19 protein-coding genes are annotated in these 19,654 nt (G+C 65.8%); 13 read left to right on the top strand and 6 right to left on the bottom strand.

The window, feature by feature from the left end:
- Positions 1–39: 39 nt before the first annotated feature.
- The 11 genes from FHW97_RS08920 (at position 40) to FHW97_RS08870 (ending at position 10,614) form a co-directional block, all read left to right on the top strand.
- Positions 40–1,179 carry a methyltransferase gene (locus FHW97_RS08920; protein WP_168352210.1) on the top strand — a complete coding sequence of 380 codons (1,140 nt, stop codon included), beginning with the start codon at positions 40–42 and terminating at the stop codon, positions 1,177–1,179.
- 125 nt (positions 1,180–1,304) lie between these two features.
- Entirely contained in the window at positions 1,305–2,264 is a 960-nt protein-coding gene (gene bchC, locus FHW97_RS08915; protein ID WP_171798727.1) for a chlorophyll synthesis pathway protein BchC, read from the top strand.
- Positions 2,261–3,247 (top strand): chlorophyllide a reductase iron protein subunit X, encoded by a 987-nt coding sequence (locus FHW97_RS08910; protein ID WP_028658065.1) that lies wholly within the window; start codon positions 2,261–2,263, stop codon positions 3,245–3,247. Before bchC ends, FHW97_RS08910 begins: the two co-directional genes overlap by 4 nt.
- Entirely contained in the window at positions 3,234–4,778 is a 1,545-nt protein-coding gene (gene bchY / locus FHW97_RS08905; protein WP_171798726.1) for a chlorophyllide a reductase subunit Y, read from the top strand. The genes FHW97_RS08910 and bchY overlap by 14 nt, the downstream gene beginning before the upstream one ends.
- Positions 4,775–6,235 (top strand): chlorophyllide a reductase subunit Z, encoded by a 1,461-nt coding sequence (bchZ, locus tag FHW97_RS08900; RefSeq protein ID WP_022677063.1) that lies wholly within the window; start codon positions 4,775–4,777, stop codon positions 6,233–6,235. The genes bchY and bchZ overlap by 4 nt, the downstream gene beginning before the upstream one ends.
- Positions 6,236–6,374: 139 nt before the next feature.
- A complete protein-coding gene (pufB, locus tag FHW97_RS08895; protein WP_022677062.1) occupies positions 6,375–6,530 on the top strand; it encodes a light-harvesting antenna LH1, beta subunit in 156 nt (51 codons plus the stop codon).
- Between the two features lie 79 nt (positions 6,531–6,609).
- Complete coding sequence (gene pufA / locus FHW97_RS08890) at positions 6,610–6,795, top strand: light-harvesting antenna LH1, alpha subunit (RefSeq protein ID WP_022677061.1); 186 nt, start codon at positions 6,610–6,612, stop codon at positions 6,793–6,795.
- Positions 6,796–6,913: 118 nt separating this feature from the next.
- Positions 6,914–7,738, top strand: a complete 825-nt coding sequence (gene pufL / locus FHW97_RS08885; RefSeq protein ID WP_054131572.1) for a photosynthetic reaction center subunit L — start codon at positions 6,914–6,916, stop codon at positions 7,736–7,738.
- 14 nt (positions 7,739–7,752) lie between these two features.
- A complete protein-coding gene (gene pufM, locus FHW97_RS08880; RefSeq protein ID WP_062786811.1) occupies positions 7,753–8,727 on the top strand; it encodes a photosynthetic reaction center subunit M in 975 nt (324 codons plus the stop codon).
- Positions 8,724–9,824: a photosynthetic reaction center cytochrome PufC gene (gene pufC, locus FHW97_RS08875; RefSeq protein ID WP_171798725.1), complete on the top strand. Its 1,101-nt coding sequence runs from the start codon at positions 8,724–8,726 to the stop codon at positions 9,822–9,824. Before pufM ends, pufC begins: the two co-directional genes overlap by 4 nt.
- A gap of 262 nt (positions 9,825–10,086) precedes the next feature.
- Complete coding sequence (locus FHW97_RS08870) at positions 10,087–10,614, top strand: cytochrome c family protein (protein WP_148291759.1); 528 nt, start codon at positions 10,087–10,089, stop codon at positions 10,612–10,614.
- A gap of 170 nt (positions 10,615–10,784) precedes the next feature.
- Here FHW97_RS08870 and FHW97_RS08865 read toward each other — a convergent pair whose 3' ends face one another.
- Genes FHW97_RS08865 through FHW97_RS08855 form a run of 3 tightly spaced genes read right to left on the bottom strand, consistent with a single transcriptional unit; the run spans position 10,785 to position 13,775 of the window.
- The gene (locus FHW97_RS08865; RefSeq protein ID WP_171798724.1) at positions 10,785–11,234 is read right to left on the bottom strand and encodes a nuclear transport factor 2 family protein; all 450 of its coding nucleotides are present in this window, start codon (positions 11,232–11,234) and stop codon (positions 10,785–10,787) included.
- The gene (locus FHW97_RS08860; RefSeq protein WP_062786533.1) at positions 11,231–12,568 is read right to left on the bottom strand and encodes an SRPBCC family protein; all 1,338 of its coding nucleotides are present in this window, start codon (positions 12,566–12,568) and stop codon (positions 11,231–11,233) included. Before FHW97_RS08860 ends, FHW97_RS08865 begins: the two co-directional genes overlap by 4 nt.
- A 13-nt stretch (positions 12,569–12,581) precedes the next feature.
- Entirely contained in the window at positions 12,582–13,775 is a 1,194-nt protein-coding gene (locus FHW97_RS08855) for an aromatic ring-hydroxylating dioxygenase subunit alpha (protein ID WP_171798723.1), read from the bottom strand.
- Positions 13,776–13,939: 164 nt separating this feature from the next.
- Here FHW97_RS08855 and FHW97_RS08850 point away from each other — a divergent pair, with 164 nt between their 5' ends.
- On the top strand, positions 13,940–15,598 hold the full coding sequence (locus FHW97_RS08850) for an AMP-binding protein (RefSeq protein WP_253941694.1): 1,659 nt from the start codon (positions 13,940–13,942) through the stop codon (positions 15,596–15,598).
- Here FHW97_RS08850 and FHW97_RS08845 read toward each other — a convergent pair.
- Both FHW97_RS08845 and FHW97_RS08840 read right to left on the bottom strand, forming a co-directional pair.
- Entirely contained in the window at positions 15,564–16,694 is a 1,131-nt protein-coding gene (locus tag FHW97_RS08845; RefSeq protein ID WP_062786538.1) for an AI-2E family transporter, read from the bottom strand. The genes FHW97_RS08850 and FHW97_RS08845 overlap by 35 nt on opposite strands.
- Positions 16,695–16,750: 56 nt before the next feature.
- Positions 16,751–17,548, bottom strand: coding sequence for an SDR family oxidoreductase (locus FHW97_RS08840; RefSeq protein WP_168352202.1), 798 nt, complete (start codon positions 17,546–17,548; stop codon positions 16,751–16,753).
- Positions 17,549–17,698: 150 nt separating this feature from the next.
- Here FHW97_RS08840 and FHW97_RS08835 point away from each other — a divergent pair, with 150 nt between their 5' ends.
- Complete coding sequence (locus FHW97_RS08835) at positions 17,699–18,460, top strand: SDR family NAD(P)-dependent oxidoreductase (RefSeq protein WP_022677051.1); 762 nt, start codon at positions 17,699–17,701, stop codon at positions 18,458–18,460.
- Between the two features lie 148 nt (positions 18,461–18,608).
- Here FHW97_RS08835 and FHW97_RS08830 read toward each other — a convergent pair whose 3' ends face one another.
- Complete coding sequence (locus FHW97_RS08830) at positions 18,609–19,640, bottom strand: NADP-dependent oxidoreductase (RefSeq protein WP_028658060.1); 1,032 nt, start codon at positions 19,638–19,640, stop codon at positions 18,609–18,611.
- Between the last annotated feature and the right edge of the window lie 14 nt (positions 19,641–19,654).

Genomic DNA, 19,654 nt, shown 5'->3' with positions numbered 1-19,654 from the left:
CTTTACACCAATGATGTCCATTAAAATAGACATATGGAAATGTCCACTATTCCAGACCAGCTGGGTCAGCCTTCTGTCGTGGCACCCTGGCGTCGGCGGTGGACGGCGTGGCGCAACGGGGTGCTGGCCAGCCCGCGCTTCCAGTTCTGGGCGGCGCGGCTTCCGCTCATTTCGGCCGTGTCGCGCCGCCGCGCGGCGCAGGCGTTCGATCTGGTGGCGGGGTTCTGTTATTCGCAGGTGCTGATGGCGGCGGTGCAGGTTGGGCTGCTTGATCTCTTGCGTCGCGGGCCGTGCAGTGCAGATGACGTGGCGCTGGCCAGCGGCCTGTCCCCCCAGGCCGCGTTGCGCCTGGTGCGCGCGGCGGCTGCGCTCGACCTGGCCGAGGAAGTGGCACCGGGGTGGTGGATGCTGGGGCAACAGGGCGCCGCCCTGCAGGCCAATCCCGGCGCGATCGCGATGGTGCGCCATCATGCGCTGCTCTATGCCGATCTGGCCGATCCCGTGGCGCTGCTGCTGCGCGACCGGGCCATGCCCACCGCGCTTTCGTCGTTCTGGCACTATGCCCAGGATGCCAGCGAACACGAGGCGGCATCCTATTCCGCGCTCATGGCGGCTTCGCAGGCGATGGTCGCGCAGCAGGCGCTGGCGGCCTATCCCTTTGCCCGGCATCGGCGGTTGCTCGATCTCGGCGGTGGCCATGGCGCCTTTGCCAGCGCGGTGGCCAAGGCCTGTCCGGCGCTGGAGGTGGCGGTGTTCGATCTGCCGCCGGTGGTGGCCGGCGCCGGCGCCTGGCTGGATGCAGCGGCGATGCGCGGGCGCATCGCGTTGCACGGCGGCGATTTCTTTCGCGATCCGATTCCGCCGGGCCATGATTGCATCACGCTGGTGCGGGTGCTGCACGATCACGATGATGATGCCTGCCTGGCCCTGCTGCGCGCCGCGCGCCAGGCGCTGGTTTCGGGCGGGCGACTCGTGGTGGCAGAGCCGATGGCCAAGACGCCGGGCGCGGCCGCGATGGGTGATGCCTACTTCGGATTTTATCTCTGGGCGATGAATGCCGGGCGCCCGCGCAGCGCGGCTGAATATGGCGCGCTGCTCAAAAAGGCCGGATTTGCGGGGTGGCGGCGCCATCGCACGGCATATCCCGTGGTTGCCAGTGTGGTTGTCGCGTTTGGATGACACTTAAAAACGTTAAGGTAGATTGACGTATGTCAAGGTTGGCGTATGGTGATCCTTGCCGGAACGTACCCGCTTTCGGGTGAACGCGACGGGGTCTGACCGACCGTTGGGAGAAGGACCGGGGCATGGATGCGCTGGCCGTCATACTCGAAGCACCCAGGTGCATTGCGCTGCGCAAGCTGACGTTGACCAGTTCGGTCGCCGGCAACGGCGCCATTCTCGGCCCGAGCGACGTGGTGGTCGACATCCGCTGGAGCGGCATCAGCACGGGCACCGAAAAGCTGCTGTGGTCGGGCGAAATGCCGGTCTTTCCCGGCATGGGCTATCCGCTGGTGCCGGGCTATGAATCGCTGGGCCGCATCGTGGATGCCGGGGCCGCGGCGCAGGGCCGCATTGGCGATTGGGTCTTCGTGCCGGGCGCCGCCTGCTATGCCGATGCGCGGGCGCTGTTTGGCGGCACGGCGCAGCGCGTGATCATTCCCTCGGCACGGGCCTTTCCCGTGGCCGAGTCGCTGGGCGCCGATGGCGTGCTGTTTGCCTTGGCGGCTACCGCGCTCCACGCGCTGCAAGGCGGCACGGCGCCCGATCTCATCATCGGGCATGGCACGCTGGGGCGCCTGCTGGCGCGGCTGACCATCGCCATGGGCGCGCCTGCGCCCACGGTGTGGGAACGCAATGCGGTGCGGCGCGAGGGCGCCAGCGGCTATCGCGTGATCGCGCCCAAGGACGACGATCGGCACGATTACGCCACGATATACGACGCGAGCGGCAATGCCGATTGCCTGGACCAGCTGATCGCCCGGCTGCGCCACGGCGGCGAAGTGGTGATGGCCGGGTTCTACGCCAACCGCCCCAGTTTCGATTTTGCCCCGGCGTTCCGGCGCGAGGCGCGCTTTCGCATCGCCGCCGAATGGCAGCCGGCCGATCTGGTGGCGGCGCGCGGCCTGATCGACAGCGGGGCGTGCAGCCTGACCGGCCTGGTCAGCCACATGCGCCCGGCGACCGAGGCCAGGGACGCCTATCCCGAAACCTTCCTCGCCGCCGACTGCCTCAAGATGGTTCTCGATTGGAGCGCTTGCGCATGACCTTGCTGAACACTGCCGATGCCCTGCGCGCCGAAGCCGCGATCGAGCCCGATGCCCCGCACACGGGCGAGGTTACCAAGCAGACCCAGGTGATTGCCATCTATGGCAAGGGCGGATCGGGCAAGAGCTTTGCCCTGTCCAACCTCAGCTACATGATGGCGCAGCAGGGCAAGCGCGTGCTGCTGATCGGGTGCGATCCCAAGTCTGATACCACCAGCCTGCTGTTTGGCGGGCGCAGCTGCCCCACGATCATCGAAACCTCTGCCGCCAAGAAGCTGGCGGGCGAAGAAGTGCGTATCGAAGACGTGTGTTTCCAGCGTGATGGCGTGTTTGCCATGGAGCTGGGCGGACCGGAAGTGGGCCGTGGCTGCGGCGGGCGCGGCATCATCCATGGGTTCGAACTGCTGGAAAAGCTGGGCTTCCATGATTGGGGGTTCGACTATGTCCTGCTCGATTTCCTGGGCGACGTGGTCTGCGGCGGGTTCGGCCTGCCGATTGCACGCGATATGTGCCAGAAGGTGATCGTGGTCGGCTCCAACGACCTGCAATCGCTCTACGTTGCCAACAACGTGTGCAAGGCGGTGGAATACTTCCGCAAGATGGGCGGCAATGTTGGCGTGGCCGGCATGATCGTCAACAAGGATGACGGCACCGGCGAAGCCGCTGCCTTTGCCGATGCCGTGGGCATCCCGGTGCTCTGCGCCATTCCCGCCGATGAAGACATTCGCCGCAAGTCGGCCAATTACCAGATCATCGGCCGGCCCGATGGCCAGTGGGGCAGCCTGTTCGAAGACCTGGCGGTCAATGTTGCCACCGCGCCCGCGCAGCAGCCGCGCCCGCTTGACCAGGATGGCCTGCTCGGCCTGTTCTCGCCGGAGCAGGTGGGCGGCGATGTGGTGCTGCGCCCCGCCACCCAGGCCGACATGCGCGGTGCCGCCTTTGTCCAGAAGCCCTCGCTCGAGGTGATCTATGACGAGGCTTGACGCACCCGCGCCGCCGGCCGCGCGCCAGGCAGACCGCATCGCGCTCGATCCGCCGCCGGCCAGCGGCGGTGGCTGCCATGCCGATGCCGGCGTGCTGCGCGCGGCGACCGACCAGGCCCAGGGCAGCGCCCTGCTGGAACGCTATGCCGCCGATTATCCTGTGGGGCCGCACGATCAGCCGCAAAGCATGTGCCCGGCGTTCGGCTCGCTGCGTGTCGGGCTGCGCATGCGCCGCACCGCCACGGTGCTGTCGGGTTCGGCCTGCTGTGTCTATGGCCTGACGTTCACCTCGCACTTTTACGGCGCGCGGCGGACGGTGGGCTATGTCCCGTTCAATTCCGAAACGCTCGTCACCGGCAAGCTGTTCGAGGATATCAAGGACGCGGTGGAAGGGCTGGCCGATCCGGCGCTCTATGATGCCATCGTGGTGACCAACCTGTGCGTGCCCACGGCCAGCGGCGTGCCGCTGCGCCTGCTGAAAAAGCAGATCAACGGCGTACGCATCATCGGCATCGACGTGCCCGGCTTTGGCATTCCCACCCATGCCGAGGCGAAGGACGTGCTGGCCGGCGCCATGCTCGCCTATGCCCGCGCAGAGGCCGAGCAAGGCCCGGTGGCGGCGCCGCGCGTCAAGCCCGATCGCCCGACGGTAACTTTGCTGGGCGAGATGTTCCCGGCCGATCCGGTGGGCATCGGCATGATGCTGGAGCCGCTGGGCCTGGCCGCCGGGCCGGTGGTGCCCACGCGCGAATGGCGTGAACTTTATGCCGCACTCGATTGCGCGGCCGTGGCGGCGATCCATCCGTTCTACACCGCCAGCATGCGCGAATTTTCCGCCGCCGGGCGCGGCATCGTCGGCTCTGCCCCGGTCGGGGTGGAAGGCACGGCCAGCTGGCTCGATGCGATCGGCGCGGCCTGCGGCGTGGCACAGGATCGCATCGATGCGGCCAAGAACCGCTTCCTGCCCGCAATCGGTGGCGCGCTGGCGGCCAATCCGATCAAGGGGCGTATCACCGTGACCGGCTATGAAGGGTCGGAACTGCTGGTGGCGCGGCTGCTGATCGAAAGCGGCGCCGATGTGCCCTATGTCGGCACGGCCTGCCCGGCGACGCAGGCGGGTGAGGCTGACCGCGCCTGGCTGGAGGCGCGCGGTGTGCGCGTGAACTATCGCGCCAGTCTTGAGCAGGATGTTGCCGCGGTCGAGGAATTTGGCCCCGACCTGGCGATCGGCACCACGCCGGTGGTGCAGCATGCCAAGCAGCGCGCGATCCCCGCGCTCTATTTCACCAACCTGATTTCCGCCCGCCCGCTGATGGGCGTGGCCGGCGCGGGCAGCCTGGCGCAGGTGGTCAACGCGGCGATGGCCAACAAGCCACGGTTCGATCGCATGCGCGCCTTTTTCGATGGGGTGGGCAGCGGGCCGGGCGCGGGCGTGTGGGAAGATACCCCGCAGGACCGGCCGCAGTTCAAGAAGAAATATGCCGCCCTGAACGAAGCTGCGCGCAAGGCGGCCGAGGCGGTGGGATCATGACTCTGGTTCTCGATCACGATCGCGCCGGCGGCTATTGGGGGGCGGTCTATGTCTTTACCGCGGTCAAGGGCCTGCAGGTGATCATCGACGGTCCGGTGGGATGCGAAAACCTGCCGGTGACATCAGTGCTGCACTATACCGATGGCCTGCCGCCGCACGAACTGCCGATCGTGGTGACCGGCCTGGGCGAAGAGGAGCTGGGCAAGACCGGCACCGAAGGCGCGATGAAGCGGGCGTGGAAAACGCTCGATCCCGATCTGCCGGCGGTGGTCGTCACCGGCTCCATCGCCGAGATGATCGGCGGCGGGGTGACGCCCGAAGGCACCAATATCAAGCGCTTCCTGCCGCGCACTATCGACGAGGACCAGTGGCAGAGCGCCGATCGCGCGCTGGGCTGGCTGTGGAAGGAATTTGGCCCCAAGGGCGTGCCCGCCGCGCGGCCGCTGCGCGAGGGGGAAAAGCCCCGCGTCAACATCATCGGCCCGTCTTACGGCATGTTCAACATGGCGAGCGACCTGCACGAGGTGCGCCGCCTGATCGAGGGGATCGGCGCGCAGGTCAACGTGGTGTTCCCGCTGGGGTGTCACCTCGCCGATATCCGCAAGCTGGCCGATGCGCAGGCCAACGTGTGCCTCTATCGCGAATTTGGCCGAGGCCTGTGTGAGACGCTGGAGCGGCCCTATTTCCAGGCGCCGATCGGGTTGGACAGCACCACGCTGTTTTTGCGCGCGCTTGGTGCGGAGCTGGGACTCGATCCCGAACCATTCATCGAGCGGGAAAAGCACACCACGATCAAGCCGCTGTGGGATCTGTGGCGCTCGGTAACGCAGGATTTCTTTGCCACCGCCAGCTTTGGCATCGTGGCTAACGAAACCTATGCCCGCGGCATCCGGCGGTTCCTGGAAGACGACATGGGCCTGCCGTGCAACTTTGCCTTTGCGCGCAGTGCCGGGGTCAAGCCGCGCAACGAGGACGTGCGCGCGGCGATCCATGCCAATCCGCCGCTGGTGCTTTTCGGTAGCTATAACGAGCGCATGTACAACGCCGAGCGCGGTGGGCGCGGGATCTATATCCCGGCCAGTTTCCCCGGCGCGGCGATCCGGCGCCACACCGGCACGCCGTTCATGGGCTATTCCGGCGCGACCTATTTGGTGCAGGAAGTGTGCAACGCGCTGTTCGACGCGCTTTTCCACATCCTGCCGCTGGCGACCGAAATGGACAAGGTAGAGCCCACGCCCGCGCGCGGGGTCGGCGAAGCGGCGTGGCGCGAATTGCCGTGGGATGACGATGCCAAGACGCGGCTGGACGAGGTGGTGGCAGCACAGCCCGTGCTGATCCGCATTTCGGCGGCCAAGCGGCTGCGCGATGGCGCCGAGCGCGCCGCCCGCCGCCATGGCGAAGATCGCGTATCGGCCGATCGGCTGGCCGATGCCCTGCTTGAGGCGCAGGTCGCATGACCCGCGCCCGTTCCATCCGCCCGGAAGCCTGCCGCGCGCAGCCCGGCCCAGCCATTCTCACGGTGCATTCGGGCGCCGCGAGGATACCCGAAGAGGTCGTTTCGCCTCTCGCACACCACCAACGAAAGGAGATTGGGCTATGAGTGATCGTGACGATCGCTTTGGGCTGAGAACGTATCTCACGCCCGAGGAAGCCAAGGAGTTCCACAAGCTGTTCATGAGCAGCTTCCTGGGCTTCACCGGCGTGGCCGTGGTTGCACACGTCCTGGTCTGGATGTGGAAGCCCTGGCTGTAAGCCGCCCACTCCCTCGCGATATCGGGCCAAGGGGGCCTGATGGGGCGAGGGCCAACACTCTTGCACAAGGATAAAACCCATGTGGAGACTTTGGCTGATTTTCGATCCGCGCAGGACATTGGTTGCCCTGTTCGGCTTTCTGCTCGTGCTGGCACTGATCATTCACTTCATCCTGCTCAGCACCGACACCTACAACTGGCTCGACGGCCCCAACTCGGCGCAGGGCGCCGCGCATGCCGCCGCTGCCGCAAAACCGGCCAGCTGACGCAAGCCCGTGCGAGAGGCGGCGGCGATCCCGACCGCCGCCTCATGGGCGCTGACGCCTGAAAAAACTGGCATCTGAACACAACAGCCGCCGCATCCAGGCGGAGAGGGGGATGGCCATGGCACTCCTGAGTTTCGAACGAAAATATCGCGTGCGTGGCGGCACCTTGATCGGTGGCGACCTGTTCGATTTCTGGGTGGGCCCGTTCTACGTCGGCTTTTTCGGCGTGGTAACGGCGATCTTCGCCTCGCTGGGCACGGCGCTTATTTTCTATTCCGCATCACAAGGCCCGACCTGGAATCCCTGGCTGATTTCGATCGCGCCGCCCGATCTCAAATATGGCCTGGCGCTGGCGCCGCTCAAGGAAGGCGGCTTCTGGCAGATCATCACGGTCTGCGCGCTGGTCTCGTTCGTGTCATGGGCGCTGCGCGAGGTGGAAATCTGCCGCAAGCTGGGCATGGGCTATCATGTGCCGGTGGCCTTTGGCATGGCGATCTTTGCCTATTTCACGCTGGTGGTGATCCGTCCGGTCCTGCTGGGCGCGTGGCACTGGGGCTTTCCCTATGGGATCTTCAGCCACCTCGATTGGGTGTCGAACACCGGATACCAGTACCTGCACTTCCACTATAACCCGGCGCACATGCTGGCGGTGTCGTTCTTCTTCACCACCACGCTGGCGCTGGCGCTGCATGGCGCGCTGGTGCTCTCGGCCGTCAACCCGCCCAAGGGTGGCGAGGTCAAATCACCGGAATACGAAGACACCTTCTTCCGCGATCTTATCGGCTATTCGATCGGCACGCTGGGCATTCACCGCCTGGGCCTGTTGCTGGCGCTCAACGCCGGGTTCTGGAGCGCGGTGTGCATAGTCATCAGCGGCCCGTTGTGGACGCGCGGTTGGCCCGAGTGGTGGACCTGGTGGCTCAACCTGCCGATCTGGTCGTGAAGGAGCACCGTGCGATGACGACCTACCAGAACATATTCACCCAAGTGCAATTGCGCGGCGAACCGGAAATGGGCGTGGCCCTGCCACCGGGCAGCGAGGAGCGCATCGGGCAGGGCGGCTTCGTCCACCTCCTCGGCCTGGTCGGCCAGGCGCAGATCGGCCCGATCTACCTCGGCTGGACCGGCATTTTCGCGCTGATCTTCGGGTTTACCGCGTTCGAGATCATCGGTCTCAACATGCTGGCCTCGGTCAACTGGAACCCGATCCAGTTCGTGCGCCTGCTGCCGTGGCTGTCGCTGGAGCCGCCCGGCCCGCAATATGGCTTTTCCCCGTTCGTGCCGCTGGCCAAGGGCGGGTGGTGGATCATCGCCGGTTTTTGCCTGACCACCTCGGTCATGCTGTGGTGGGTGCGCACCTATACCCGCGCCCGCGCGCTCGGCATGGGCACGCATGTCGCCTGGGCCTTCCTCAGCGCGATCTGGCTGTTCCTGGTGCTGGGCTTCATCCGCCCGTTCTTCATGGGCAGCTGGGCCGAAAGCGTGCCGTTCGGCATCTTTCCGCACCTCGATTGGACCGCTGCTTTTTCGATCCGCTATGGCAACCTGTTCTACAACCCGTTCCACTGCTTCTCGATCGCGTTCCTCTATGGCTCCACCCTGCTGTTTGCCATGCACGGCGCGACGATCCTCGCCGTGGGCCGCTATGGCGGCGAGCGCGAGATCGAGCAGATCACCGATCGCGGCACCGCATCGGAACGCGCCGCGCTGTTCTGGCGCTGGACCATGGGTTTCAACGCCACGATGGAATCGATCCATCGCTGGGCCTGGTGGTTTGCCGTGCTGACCACGCTGACCGGGGGCATCGGCATCCTGCTGACCGGCACCGTGGTGGACAACTGGTATCTGTGGGCCCAGCAGCACGGCTATGCGCCGCACTATCCGGCAACCGGGGTGATTGACCCCGCCACCTTGGGGAGCACGGGGAAATGAGACGGATCACCGCTATTGCCCTGGCGGCGCTTGCCGCGCTGTCCCTGGGGGGCTGCGAACTTTCCCACAAGGTTTCGGGCCAGAACGGCTATCGCGGCACCGGCATGGACCAGGTCACGGTCAAGAAAGTGGCCATGGCCAAGGACGAGGTGCCGCCGCCGCCCTATGACCCGCCATCCACCGACGGGCCGCGCGCCAAGGAGCAGTTCCAGAACCTGCAGGTGCTGGGCGATGAATCCGCCGAGCAGCTGAGCTATACCATGGCCGCGATGACCGCCTGGGTGGCGCCCAAGGAAGGCTGCAACTATTGCCACAATCCCAACAACATGGCCTCTGACGAACTCTATACCAAGGTTGTCGCGCGGCGCATGCTGCAGATGACGCGCAACATCAACCACAACTGGCAATCGCACGTGGCCCAGACCGGGGTGACCTGCTGGACCTGCCACCGTGGCCAGGCCGTGCCGACCAACCACTGGACCATGCCGCCCGCGCCGCCCAGCGGCATCATCGGCAACCGCCATGGCCAGGACGACCCGATCGCCGCCACGGGATTTTCGTCGCTGCCCGATGCCTCGCTGGCGCTCTATCTGACCGGCGATCCGAAAAAGGACCAGAACATCCGCGTTCAGGCCACGGCCGCGCATCCTTCGCCGGCTGACAAGACCAGCGTGATGCAGACCGAAAATTCCTATGCCGTGATGATCCACGTGTCCAAGGCGCTGGGGGTGAACTGCACGTTCTGCCACAATGCCCAGGCTCTTGGTGCCTGGCCGATCAGCACGCCCAAGCGGGCCAAGGCCTGGTACGGCATCCGCATGGTGCGCGAAACCAATGGGCAGTATATCAGCTCGCTGACCAATGCTTTCCCGGCCTATCGCAAGGGGCCGATGGGTGATCCGTTCAAGGTCAGCTGCGCCACCTGCCACCAGGGCAAGAACAAGCCGATGGGCGGCTATCCCATGGCCAAGGATTACCATGCCTTGTGGGGCGCGCCGGGCAACGCCACGGTTCCCGCCACGTTCCCCGCGCCGTTGCAGGCGCCAACGCCCACCCAGCCGGTCGCCTCGGCCGCGCCGGCCACTCCGGCGGGATGAAGGCAATGCCGAAAGCCAGCCAGCCGCCTTGATGTCAGGCCCGATCATGCATTCGGGAACGGTTCGGGGGGCCAGCCGTTAACGCGCGAGGGAAGTATCGGAAAAATGCGGGATAACTGGCACGATCCGCCGGCCAGATCCGCACCCTGGCGATGATATGTTCTTGCCCTTACGGCCGTATTGCGTGGCACTATCGGACACGTTCTAGTTTCCCGCCGTCCTGTGTGACGCGCAGCCTCATAAAACAAAACGGAGGATGCAGATGATATCCAAGGTTCATTATCTTGCACTGGGCACCGCCACGCTGCTGCTTGCCGCGTGTGGTGGCGGCGGCAGCAAATCGGCAGCGGAACAGACGCCAGCTGCCAGCGAAACCACGACGGCCGCTGCAGCGGCATCGATGACCCCGGCCGCAGCGGCCAGCACGCCCGCGCCGGCGGCTGATTCCACCGACACACTCGATCACACCACGCTGGCATCGTTCACCGCCGATCCGGTGCACGGCAAGCAGATCTTCGCACAGTGCCAGGCCTGCCACTCGGCCGAGCCCGGCAAGAACATGATCGGGCCCTCGCTCGCAGGGGTGGTGGGTCGCAAGGCTGGCTCCATCGCCGGGTTTGCCTATTCCAACGCCAACAAGAGCAGTGGAATTACCTGGACCGCCGAAAAGCTGTTCCAGTACCTGGAAAAGCCGCAGCGCGTGGTGCCGGGCACCAAGATGACGTTCCCCGGCCTGCCCAAGGGCCAGGACCGCGCCGACGTGATCGCCTATTTGAAGAACCCGACCTGATCACCGACGCTATTGCGATTTGTACAAAGGCGCGAAGGCACTGCGGTGTTCTTCGCGTCTTTGTGTGTGGGTGGAGGACAGCGTGCCGTCCTGCTCTGCGATGTTCGAGACCGCGCCCCTCCGTCAGCCCTGCGGGCTGCCACCTCCCCGCTGGGCGGGGAGGATCGTGTTCAGGGCGCCGGGGTGTGGACCGGGGGCAGCAGCATGGTCATGCCCAGACGCGCGATGCGCCAGGTGCCCTCGTGCTGGGCAAGGTCGAAGGCGTAGCGGGCCTTCACCTCTAGCAGGGTGCCATCGGTGCCCAGGCTGAAGGCGTGGCCATAGGCCGTGACCTGCGCGGTGCCGGCGGTGGCGTCATAGGCGCCGAGTGCCACGTTGCCGACAAAGTGGGCGTTGCTGGCCATGGTGGCAAAGGCGGCTTCGAAGAACCCCTGGATGCCTGCACGCCCGACGATCCGGTCCATGCCCAGGCTGGTCAGGTCATAGCAGCCATCGGGCGCGAACAGCGCGGCAACGCCGGCCGCATTGCCGATATCGTCCACCGCCATGGCATAGGCGGTGAGCAGATCGGCAAGGGCCAGGCGCACGTCTGCGGGGCAGGGCGGCGGGGGATAGGTCATGCCGGCTGCACCGGGCCCTTGCTGGCCACGTAATCGTTGAGCAGTTCGTGGAAGCGCTGGATGCGCTTTTCCTGGCCGGGCAGGATACAGCCCTTGAAGCCGCGCGAATTGAGGCCTTGTTGCTGCGTGGTGCCGATCGAGAGATCCTGATCGGCGACAAAGCCCAGCGAGACGCCATCGCCATAGCGGCTGTGCCGTGCCACGGCATCGTGGCGCAGCGGCACGGTGCCGATCGGGGTGACCACCTCTTTCATGCCCTTGACCGGGGGATAGAGGCACCAATGCTGGAACACGCATTTTTCCGGGTCGGTGGGATGCGGCTCGGTGCGCAGCACCTGCATCTGTTCGGGCGACATGGTGAGCGTGAGATTGGGAAACAGCGTGCAGTGGAAATAGTCCACCAGTTGCTGGTCGGTCATGTCTTCGTACATGGTATAGCCGCGCTCTGGCCCCAGCTTGCGCTTGGCGGCGATCACGGCGGCGCGGATTTCGCCGGTGCGGCCCTGATAATCGGCCGGATCGATGCCCCAGGCGCGGGCGATATCATCGAGCGGGGCAGGCACTTCGGCGCTGTGATAGTCCACCCGCGTGGTGGCCTGGTGGCCGATCATCCACATCGCGTTGTGGCCGCTGGGATACATCTCGAACACCGTCGTGGGCAGGCCGTCGTTGATGAACGTGGCCAGTTCGGGATGGATCGTGGGGAGGTGGTAGCTTTCGTTGAAATTGTCGCGGATCACCTTCCAGTTGAATTCCGCGTCGCACGATAGCTTGAGCACGCGCACCCAGTTATCCAAGCCATAGTTGGCGAGGCGTTCCTGCAAGGGCGCCATCCACTGCGCCAGCGGCGGCACGTCATCGTCCATGCACCAGAACACGAACGGGCCCCAGGTTTCGCAGCGCAGTTCCGACAGGTGCACTTTGCCGCAGGGGTTGCCGCCGGCAAAATCATCCGGGTCCTGCACTTTGGCGAGCAGGCCATCGGGAGTGAACTGCCAGCCGTGATAGCCGCAGGTGATGCGCGGCAGCGAGCCGGCATCGCCCAGCACCAGGCGGTTTCCGCGATGCGGGCAGCTGTTGTAGAACGCGCGCACGCTGCCATCGGCCTGGGCGATCATCAGGATCGAATCCTTGCCGAAATCGTGGCGAATGAAGTCGCCTTCCTCCTCCAGTTCGGCCAGCATTCCGCCCAGGTGCCACACCTTGGGCCACAGATTCTGCCCTTCCTTGTCCATCCAGTCGCGCGAGATATAGCGATCGGCTGTGATCGTGTCGCCGCGCACCGGCATGTCGAAATCGGGCGAATAGCGCGATTTGTTGTCCTGGACTGTCATGCTCGCCGCCCTCTCACATTACCGGCTTGGGCAGGGTGGCATCATCCTGCAGATACCAGTTGAGCCATTCGTGGAAATACTGGTTGCCGCGTTCGTTGCGGCCGAACACCAGGTTGTCGTGCGCGCCGCTTTCCAGGCCTTTCTGGATTTCCATGCCGATGACGTAGTCTTCCTGATAGGTCACATCGCGGAAGAAGTTGATCATCTGCTCCACCGCGGCGCGGTCGGCCTCGTCGCGGATCGGCTCGCGCCGCAGATAGTGCAGCACGGTGCGGTTGCGATCGGGCGTCGGCCCGGGGAACAGCTGGGCCACCTGGGTAATTTCGGGCGCGAGGAACGCCGAGACATTGGGGAACAGGATGCGCACAAAATCAAAGCCGTTGTTTTCCTGGTCGCCCCAATCCTCGCGCGGCACGTCTTTCAGCGCCTCGGCAATGCGGTGCTGGGGAAAGCCGATGCGCATCGAGGGGCCGAAGCCTTCGTAGAACATGCGGTTCGATGGCGTGCGTGGCTCGATCGTGGCGGGGTGCAGCGAGGCGAAGTGATAGCCTTCGAGATAGCCGTCGAACGCGATCTTCCAGTTGGCGCCCTCGATCGTGCGGCTGCCGAGATAGGCCCAATCGGCAAAGCCGACATTGTCGAAATCCTCGAGAAAGCCCTGGAAATAGTCATCGAGATCGAGCGGGGCATTGGGCGTGAGCGCCACGAAGATCATGCCCGCGCGTTCCTCGCACGGCAGCGCGCGCAGCGCGAGGCCGGCCTTGTCGACATCGCCAAAGTTGGCGCTTTCCGACACACCGAGCAGCTTGCCGTCCTGGCCATAGGTCCAGCCGTGGTACTTGCAGGTGAAGCGGGCGCACTTGCCGTGCCCTTCCGAAGCGACCGGCGCGCCGCGATGCGAGCAGACGTTGAGGAAGGCGCGCACCTCTCCTGCCTTGTCCCGCACGATCAGCACGGGCAGGCCCATCGCGTCCATCGCCTTGTAATTGCCCGGCTCGGGCAGTTCGGCGGTGAAGGCCAGCATCAGCGGCACGCGGCGGAACACCAGTTCCATCTCGGCCTTCCACTGATCGGGATCGGTATAGGTGGCCGTGCGCACGCGCGCCACCTGCTGGGCCTGGTAGGTGCTGTTGTGCTCGACGTAATCCAGCATGATCTCGGCAATATCGCCGATCCGCTGGCGCCGCTCGGCCCGTTCATTGCTCATCTGCGGCCTCTCCTGCCTGTTTTGCTTGTGACGCTATCGGGCAAAGCTGCCGCAGGCAGATCGCCTTGCCAAGCTGGGACAGGTGACAGGTTCCTCGCATTTTGGCCAAGTGGACAGGCGCCCGCTAACCGGCGAACAAGCGCAAAACGGGCAAGGCGACGAGGATGATGAACGACAGCGGCGAATCAGCGCGTGAACCTGCCCGATCCTGGCCCGCCGTTCCGGCCGCGCACCAGGCGCCATTCGTGCGCGAGGGGCTGTGGCCGCATCAGACGATAGCCGATCGCGCCGCTGATCTGGCGCTCAGCCGGCCCGATGATCCCTGCATCGTCGATGATGCCGGCGCGCTGACATTTGCCGCCTTGTGGGCCGATGCCCAGGCACTGGCCGCGTCGCTGCGCGCGCGCGGCTTGGTGCCGGGCGATGTCGTGGCGTTCCAGTTGCCCAACTGGCGCGAGGCGGCGGTGCTGAACCTGGCCTGCGTGATCGCCGGGCTGGTGGTCAACCCGATCGTACCGATCTATCGCGATGCCGAAATGCGCATGATGCTGGGCGATGGCGCGGCCCGCGCGCTGTTCGTGCCCACGGTGTTCCGCAAGGTGGACCACGCTGCCATGGCCGCCCGGGTGCAGGCCGATCTGCCCGCGCTGACGCATGTGTTCACCGTGCGCGGCGAGGGGCCTGACGATCTTGCCAGCCTGGTGGCGGCCGAGCGCAGCCTGCCCGATGCACGGGTGGTGGTCGATCCCATGGCGGTGAAGATGGTGCTCTATACCTCGGGCACCACGGGGCGGCCCAAGGGCGTGCTGCACAGCCATGCCACGCTGGGCCGGGTGATCGGCCAGAGCGGCGCGTTCTGGGGGCTGAAACCGGGCGAGGCGGTGCTGATGCCATCGCCGGTCACGCATGTGTCGGGCTTTGCCAATGGCCTGGAAATGCCGCTGGTGATGGGCACCTGCACGGTCCTGATGGAAAGCTGGAACGCGCAGGAGGCGCTCGTCCTGATCGCGCGGCATGGCGTGGTTGGCACGGTGGCGGCCACGCCGTTCCTGGTGGAGCTGGCCGCCGCCGCGCGCGCGGCGAGCGAGACCCTGCCCACGTTCCGTTTCTTTGCCTGCGGCGGCGCGGCCGTCGCGCCCGAGGTGATCCGTGAGGCGCGATCAGCCTTTGCCCGCTGCGCGCCGTTTCGCGTGTTCGGCAGTTCCGAAGTGCCGCTGGTCAGCTTTGGCTGGCCCGATGATCCTGCGCGCGCGGCGCAGACCGACGGGCGCATCGTCGACTATGCCGTGCGCATCGTCGATGAAGCCGGCCACGATCTGCCCGATGGGCGCGAGGGGGAAATCCTCGCGCGCGGGCCGGCGATGATGATCGGCTATACTGATCCTGCCGAAACCGCCAAGGCCATCGACGCGCAGGGCTTTTTCCGCACCGGTGACCTGGGCGTGCGCGACGCCGCCGGCGCCATCACCGTTACCGGGCGCAAGAAAGACCTGATCATTCGCGGCGGCGAAAACATTTCCGCGACCGAGATCGAGCAGGTGCTGGCCACGCACCCGGCCGTGGCCGATTGCGCGGTGGTGGCCATGCCCCATGCCCGGCTGGGCGAGGGGGTCTGCGCGTTCATCGTGGCACGGGGCGCTGTGGCGGCGTCTGACCTGGCCGCGCACGTGGCGGCCAGTGGCCTTGCCCGGCAGAAGATTCCCGAACGCTTTGAAATGATCGCGGCCCTGCCGCGCACGGCGGCGGGCAAGGTGCGCAAGGATCAGCTGCGCGCGCAGATCGCGCAGATCATTGCGGCAGAGACGCTTCCGGCGCCGGGTTGAGCGGGCCCTGGTGCGCGCCAACCCATTCGCGCCACAGCAGCATCAGCACGGCGATCAGCGCCGGCCCGATCACCAGCCCGATCAGGCCCCAGGTTTCGATCCCGCCCAGGATGGCCAGCAGCACCCACAGGAAGGGCAGCCGCGTGGCCCCGCCGATGAACACCGGGCGCACGAAGTGATCGGCCACGAAGATCACCACGCTGCCAAAGACCAGCACGATTACTGCTGCCGCCGCCTTTCCGGCCGCGGCGAGCAGGGCAGCGGCGAGGACCACCGCCGCCACCGCGCCCAGCGGAATGGCCGACAGCAGCGCGGTGAGCAGGCCGAGTAGCGCGGCATGGTCCACTCCGGCAAAGCCATAGGCCAGGCCCATCAATACGCCTTCGCCAAAGCCGATGATGATCAGGCCATTGACCGTGCCGCGCACCGCCAGCACTGCCTGATCAGCCACGCGCAGGCCCAGTTCGCCAAAGGCGCGGCGCGTGCCGATGCGCAAGGCATGGGCCACCCGCGCGCCATCGCGCATCAGGAAGAACAGCGTCAGCAGCATGAAGCTGACCAGCAGCACGCGATGCGCGACCAGGCCCAGAATCTTTTCGCCTGAGGTGAAGTGCAGCTTGTGTGCCTGCATCGACAGGCGATCGATCGCCTCGGGCGTGGCCAGGGTCTGCTGCCACCAGGCGACCAGGTGATCGCCATAGGGCAGGTGCGCCACGAAATCGGGCACCGGCACGCCCTGGGCATGGGCCTGCGCCAGCCACTGCGTCACGGCCATGCTGTCGTGCGCCACGGCGGCGGCGACCATGACCAGCGGGATGACAAACACCAGCAGCACCAGCAGGGTGAACACCGCAGGCAAGACCAGCTTCTGCCCGCGTGGCCAGCGCTGCGCCGCTGTAACGTGGAGCGGCCAAAGCGAGACCGCCAGGATGACGCCCCAGCCCAGCGCGGGCAGGAACATCCGCAAGGTCCACAGGCCAGCCAGCGCCAGCAGCACGATGGCAACGACACCGGTTATCCGTTGCGCCCGCGTGGCGTGGTTGGCCCCTTGCGCGGTCCAGGTTCCGGGCGCGTCGTCATCATGGCTTGCTTGCATCAGGCCTGCCTAGCGCAGCACACCGAGCGAAACCAGATGGCAGCGGGCGGTCTTTTTCAGCCGCCCTTGGCCATGGCCGCGGCCATTTCCGCGCGGGTGGGGTTGCGCCGCAAGGTAAGGCCGCCGTTTACCTGGAGGTTTTCCCCCGTCATGAAGCATTCGTCGCTGGCCAGGAACACGGCGGCGGCGGCGATATCGTCGCTCGTGCCGATGCGGCCCAGCGGATAGCCCGCCAGGAAACTGTCGAACAGGCCGGGCACGGCCTTGGCCTCGGCGGTCATCGGTGTTTCGGTAAGGCCCGGCGAGATCGAGTTGGCGCGGATGCCTTCCTCGCCAAATTCGTGTGCCACGCAGCGCACCACATGGTCGGTGCCGGCCTTGGTGCCCATGTAGGCGGCGTGATCGTTGAGCATGATCGTGGCTGTGGCGCTGCTGATCTGGATCAGGCTGCCGCCGGTGCCGCCCATGCTGCGCGCCATCTTGCGGATCATCGCCTGGTAGAACTGGAACGGGCCGATGTATTGCAGCGCGGTGATGGTATCGAGTTCGTCGCGCGTGGTATCGAGGAACGGCTTGAGCAGGCCCCAGCCGGTGGCGTTGACGGCAATATCCACCCCGCCCATCGCGCCAACCGCCGCATCGGCCATCGCGGCAAGGCTTTCCGGGCTGGTGATGTCGCACGCCGCCCAGTGGCACGCATGGGCACTGGCAAAATCGGCGAGCACGCTTTCCTTGCGCCCGGCGACCAGAACCTGTGCGCCTTCGTCCAGAAAACGGCGCGCGATGTGCTGGCCCATGTTGCCTTCGCTGCTCGCGCCCAGAACCACGGCGCGCTTGCCGTCCAACCTGCCCATCGCTCTCTCCCGCATGACGTTTGCCCGCTTGCTAACACAGGCACGCGCAGGCCATTCCTCTCCAAAAGGGCAGTGGAGCGCGGCCGGGGCGATGCGCCAGTTTGATCCTGCTATCATGGCGCGGCGTGCGCGTCCGAAAGGAACGAGAACATGGATCTGGGACTCAAGGGGAAAAAGGTAATCCTCACCGGCGGCAGCCGGGGCATCGGCCGCGCCACGGTAGAGCTGTTCGCCGCAGAAGGCGCCGATGTCGCGTTCTGTTCGCGCAATGCCGAACAGGTGGCCGAAACCGCCGCCGCGCTGGCCGCGCATGGCGGCAAGGTATTTGGCAGCGCATTCGACATGGAAAGCGGCCACGATGCCTATCGCGCGTGGCTGACGCAGGCGCGCGACGCGCTGGGCGGATGCGATATCTTCGTGCCGATGATCTCCACCAGCGGCGCGGGCGCGACGGGCGATTGGCAAAAGAGCCTGGATTACGACATCATGGGCCTGGTCATCGGGGTGGAGGTGCTGGAAGAGGCGCTCGCCGCCTCGGGCGAGGGCAGCATCGTGGTCACGGCCAGCACGGCCGGCGTGGAAACCTTCATCGTGCCGCAAGGCTACAACGCGCTTAAGGGCGCGCTGCTGGTGCATGCCGGACAGCTGAGCCAGGCTCTGGGCGCCAAGGGCATTCGCGTCAACAGTGTATCACCGGGCCCGATCCGCTTTCCCGGCGGCAACTGGGAAGCGATCGAGGGCGTCATGCCCGAACTCTATGCCGCCACGCAGGCGCAGTTCGTGCTGGGCCGCTGGGGCGGGCCGGAAGAAGTGGCGCGCACCGTGGTGTTCCTGGCCAGCCCGGCATCGTCTTTCACCACGGGAACCAATGTGGTGATTGATGGCGGCTATACCAAGCGTGTGCAGTTCTGAGGTTTTGGGGATTGTGCGTTTGGGGGGTGAAGCGATTTCTCCCCTCCTCTTCAGAGGAGGGGTCGGGGGTGGTGCGAAGCCTTACACTACCTTTCCACCACCCCCCGACCCCCTCCTCTGAAGAGGAGGGGGAGAGAGTTTACGCCCATCACTCCACCGCCAGCACCAGCTTGCCGGTGTTGGCGCCAGTGAACAGGCGCATGAATGCGTCATAGGCGTTTTCCAGGCCATGCTGGATATCCTCGTCCACGCGCAGGCGCCCTTCGCCGATCCATTGCGCCACGGCCGCGCCGCCTTCGGCAAAGCGGGGGACATAGCCGGCGATCAGGAAACCCTTGATCGTCGCCTGTTTCACGATCACCTGCCACAGGTTGCGAATGCCGATCTTTTCCGGGGCGTTGTATTCGCTGATCAACCCGCACAGCACCACGCGGGCATGCAGCGCCAGGTTCATCAGCACCGCATCCATCACATCGCCGCCGACGTTCTCAAACAGGATATCCACCCCCTGCGGCGCGGCAGCGGCAATTTCGGCCGAGAGGGCGTCGACCGGCTTGGCCCCGTGCGCGTCCTTGTAGTCGATTGCCATGTCAAAGCTGTAGTCCTGCACCAGGCGGCGGCACTTTTCCGCGCCGCCGGCAATGCCGATGACCCTAAGGCCCAGGATCTTGCCGATCTGACCCACCATCGATCCCACTGCCCCGGCTGCACCTGTAACCAGAAGGGTTTCTCCAGCGCGCGGTGCCGCTGCATCGGTAAGCCCGAAATAGGCCGTCAGGCCCACCGCGCCCACGGCCGAGAGATAGCGCGAGGGGCTATCGACGATCGACACGTCGATCTTGCTGGTGAAGCCGCCGGGGGTGACCACCGAATAATCCTCGATCGCGTTAAGGCCCAGCACCCAGTCGCCCACCGCGAAATCGGGATTGCGCGACTCGTGCACCCGACCCACCGTGGTGGCGCGCACGGCATCGCCCAGCGCGATCGGCGGCATATAGCTGGGCGCATCGTCCATCCATCCGCGCTGCGCCGGATCGAGCGAGATGAAATGGTTGCGCACTACCATGCCGCCTTGCGGGGCAGCTGGCACGGCGCCGGTTTCCAGGTGGAAGTCATCGCGCTGTGGTGTGCCGTGTGGGCGCCGTTGCAACAGGAAACGGCGATTTTCCAGGGGGTTCATCATTGCTCTCCCAA

Source organism: Novosphingobium sp. SG754, from assembly GCF_013149315.1.
Lineage (GTDB): Bacteria > Pseudomonadota > Alphaproteobacteria > Sphingomonadales > Sphingomonadaceae > Novosphingobium > Novosphingobium capsulatum.
Note: the sequence above shows the minus strand (reverse complement) of the source record. Positions and strands in the feature narration are given on the sequence as shown.

Bases quoted from the DNA above. Each gene is read 5' to 3' on its own strand.
- pufB (WP_022677062.1), top strand. From the start codon at position 6,375: ATGAGTGATCGTGACGATCGCTTTGGGCTGAGAACGTATCTCACGCCC.
- FHW97_RS08835 (WP_022677051.1), top strand. From the start codon at position 17,699: ATGGATCTGGGACTCAAGGGGAAAAAGGTAATCCTCACCGGCGGCAGC.
- pufM (WP_062786811.1), top strand. From the start codon at position 7,753: ATGACGACCTACCAGAACATATTCACCCAAGTGCAATTGCGCGGCGAA.
- FHW97_RS08920 (WP_168352210.1), top strand. From the start codon at position 40: ATGTCCACTATTCCAGACCAGCTGGGTCAGCCTTCTGTCGTGGCACCC.
- FHW97_RS08850 (WP_253941694.1), top strand. From the start codon at position 13,940: ATGATGAACGACAGCGGCGAATCAGCGCGTGAACCTGCCCGATCCTGG.
- bchC (WP_171798727.1), top strand. From the start codon at position 1,305: ATGGATGCGCTGGCCGTCATACTCGAAGCACCCAGGTGCATTGCGCTG.
- FHW97_RS08865 (WP_171798724.1), bottom strand. From the start codon at position 11,234: ATGACCTATCCCCCGCCGCCCTGCCCCGCAGACGTGCGCCTGGCCCTT.
- bchY (WP_171798726.1), top strand. From the start codon at position 3,234: ATGACGAGGCTTGACGCACCCGCGCCGCCGGCCGCGCGCCAGGCAGAC.
- FHW97_RS08860 (WP_062786533.1), bottom strand. From the start codon at position 12,568: ATGACAGTCCAGGACAACAAATCGCGCTATTCGCCCGATTTCGACATG.
- FHW97_RS08910 (WP_028658065.1), top strand. From the start codon at position 2,261: ATGACCTTGCTGAACACTGCCGATGCCCTGCGCGCCGAAGCCGCGATC.
- pufA (WP_022677061.1), top strand. From the start codon at position 6,610: ATGTGGAGACTTTGGCTGATTTTCGATCCGCGCAGGACATTGGTTGCC.
- FHW97_RS08870 (WP_148291759.1), top strand. From the start codon at position 10,087: ATGATATCCAAGGTTCATTATCTTGCACTGGGCACCGCCACGCTGCTG.
- pufL (WP_054131572.1), top strand. From the start codon at position 6,914: ATGGCACTCCTGAGTTTCGAACGAAAATATCGCGTGCGTGGCGGCACC.
- pufC (WP_171798725.1), top strand. From the start codon at position 8,724: ATGAGACGGATCACCGCTATTGCCCTGGCGGCGCTTGCCGCGCTGTCC.
- FHW97_RS08840 (WP_168352202.1), bottom strand. From the start codon at position 17,548: ATGGGCAGGTTGGACGGCAAGCGCGCCGTGGTTCTGGGCGCGAGCAGC.
- bchZ (WP_022677063.1), top strand. From the start codon at position 4,775: ATGACTCTGGTTCTCGATCACGATCGCGCCGGCGGCTATTGGGGGGCG.
- FHW97_RS08845 (WP_062786538.1), bottom strand. From the start codon at position 16,694: ATGCAAGCAAGCCATGATGACGACGCGCCCGGAACCTGGACCGCGCAA.
- FHW97_RS08855 (WP_171798723.1), bottom strand. From the start codon at position 13,775: ATGAGCAATGAACGGGCCGAGCGGCGCCAGCGGATCGGCGATATTGCC.
- FHW97_RS08830 (WP_028658060.1), bottom strand. From the start codon at position 19,640: ATGAACCCCCTGGAAAATCGCCGTTTCCTGTTGCAACGGCGCCCACAC.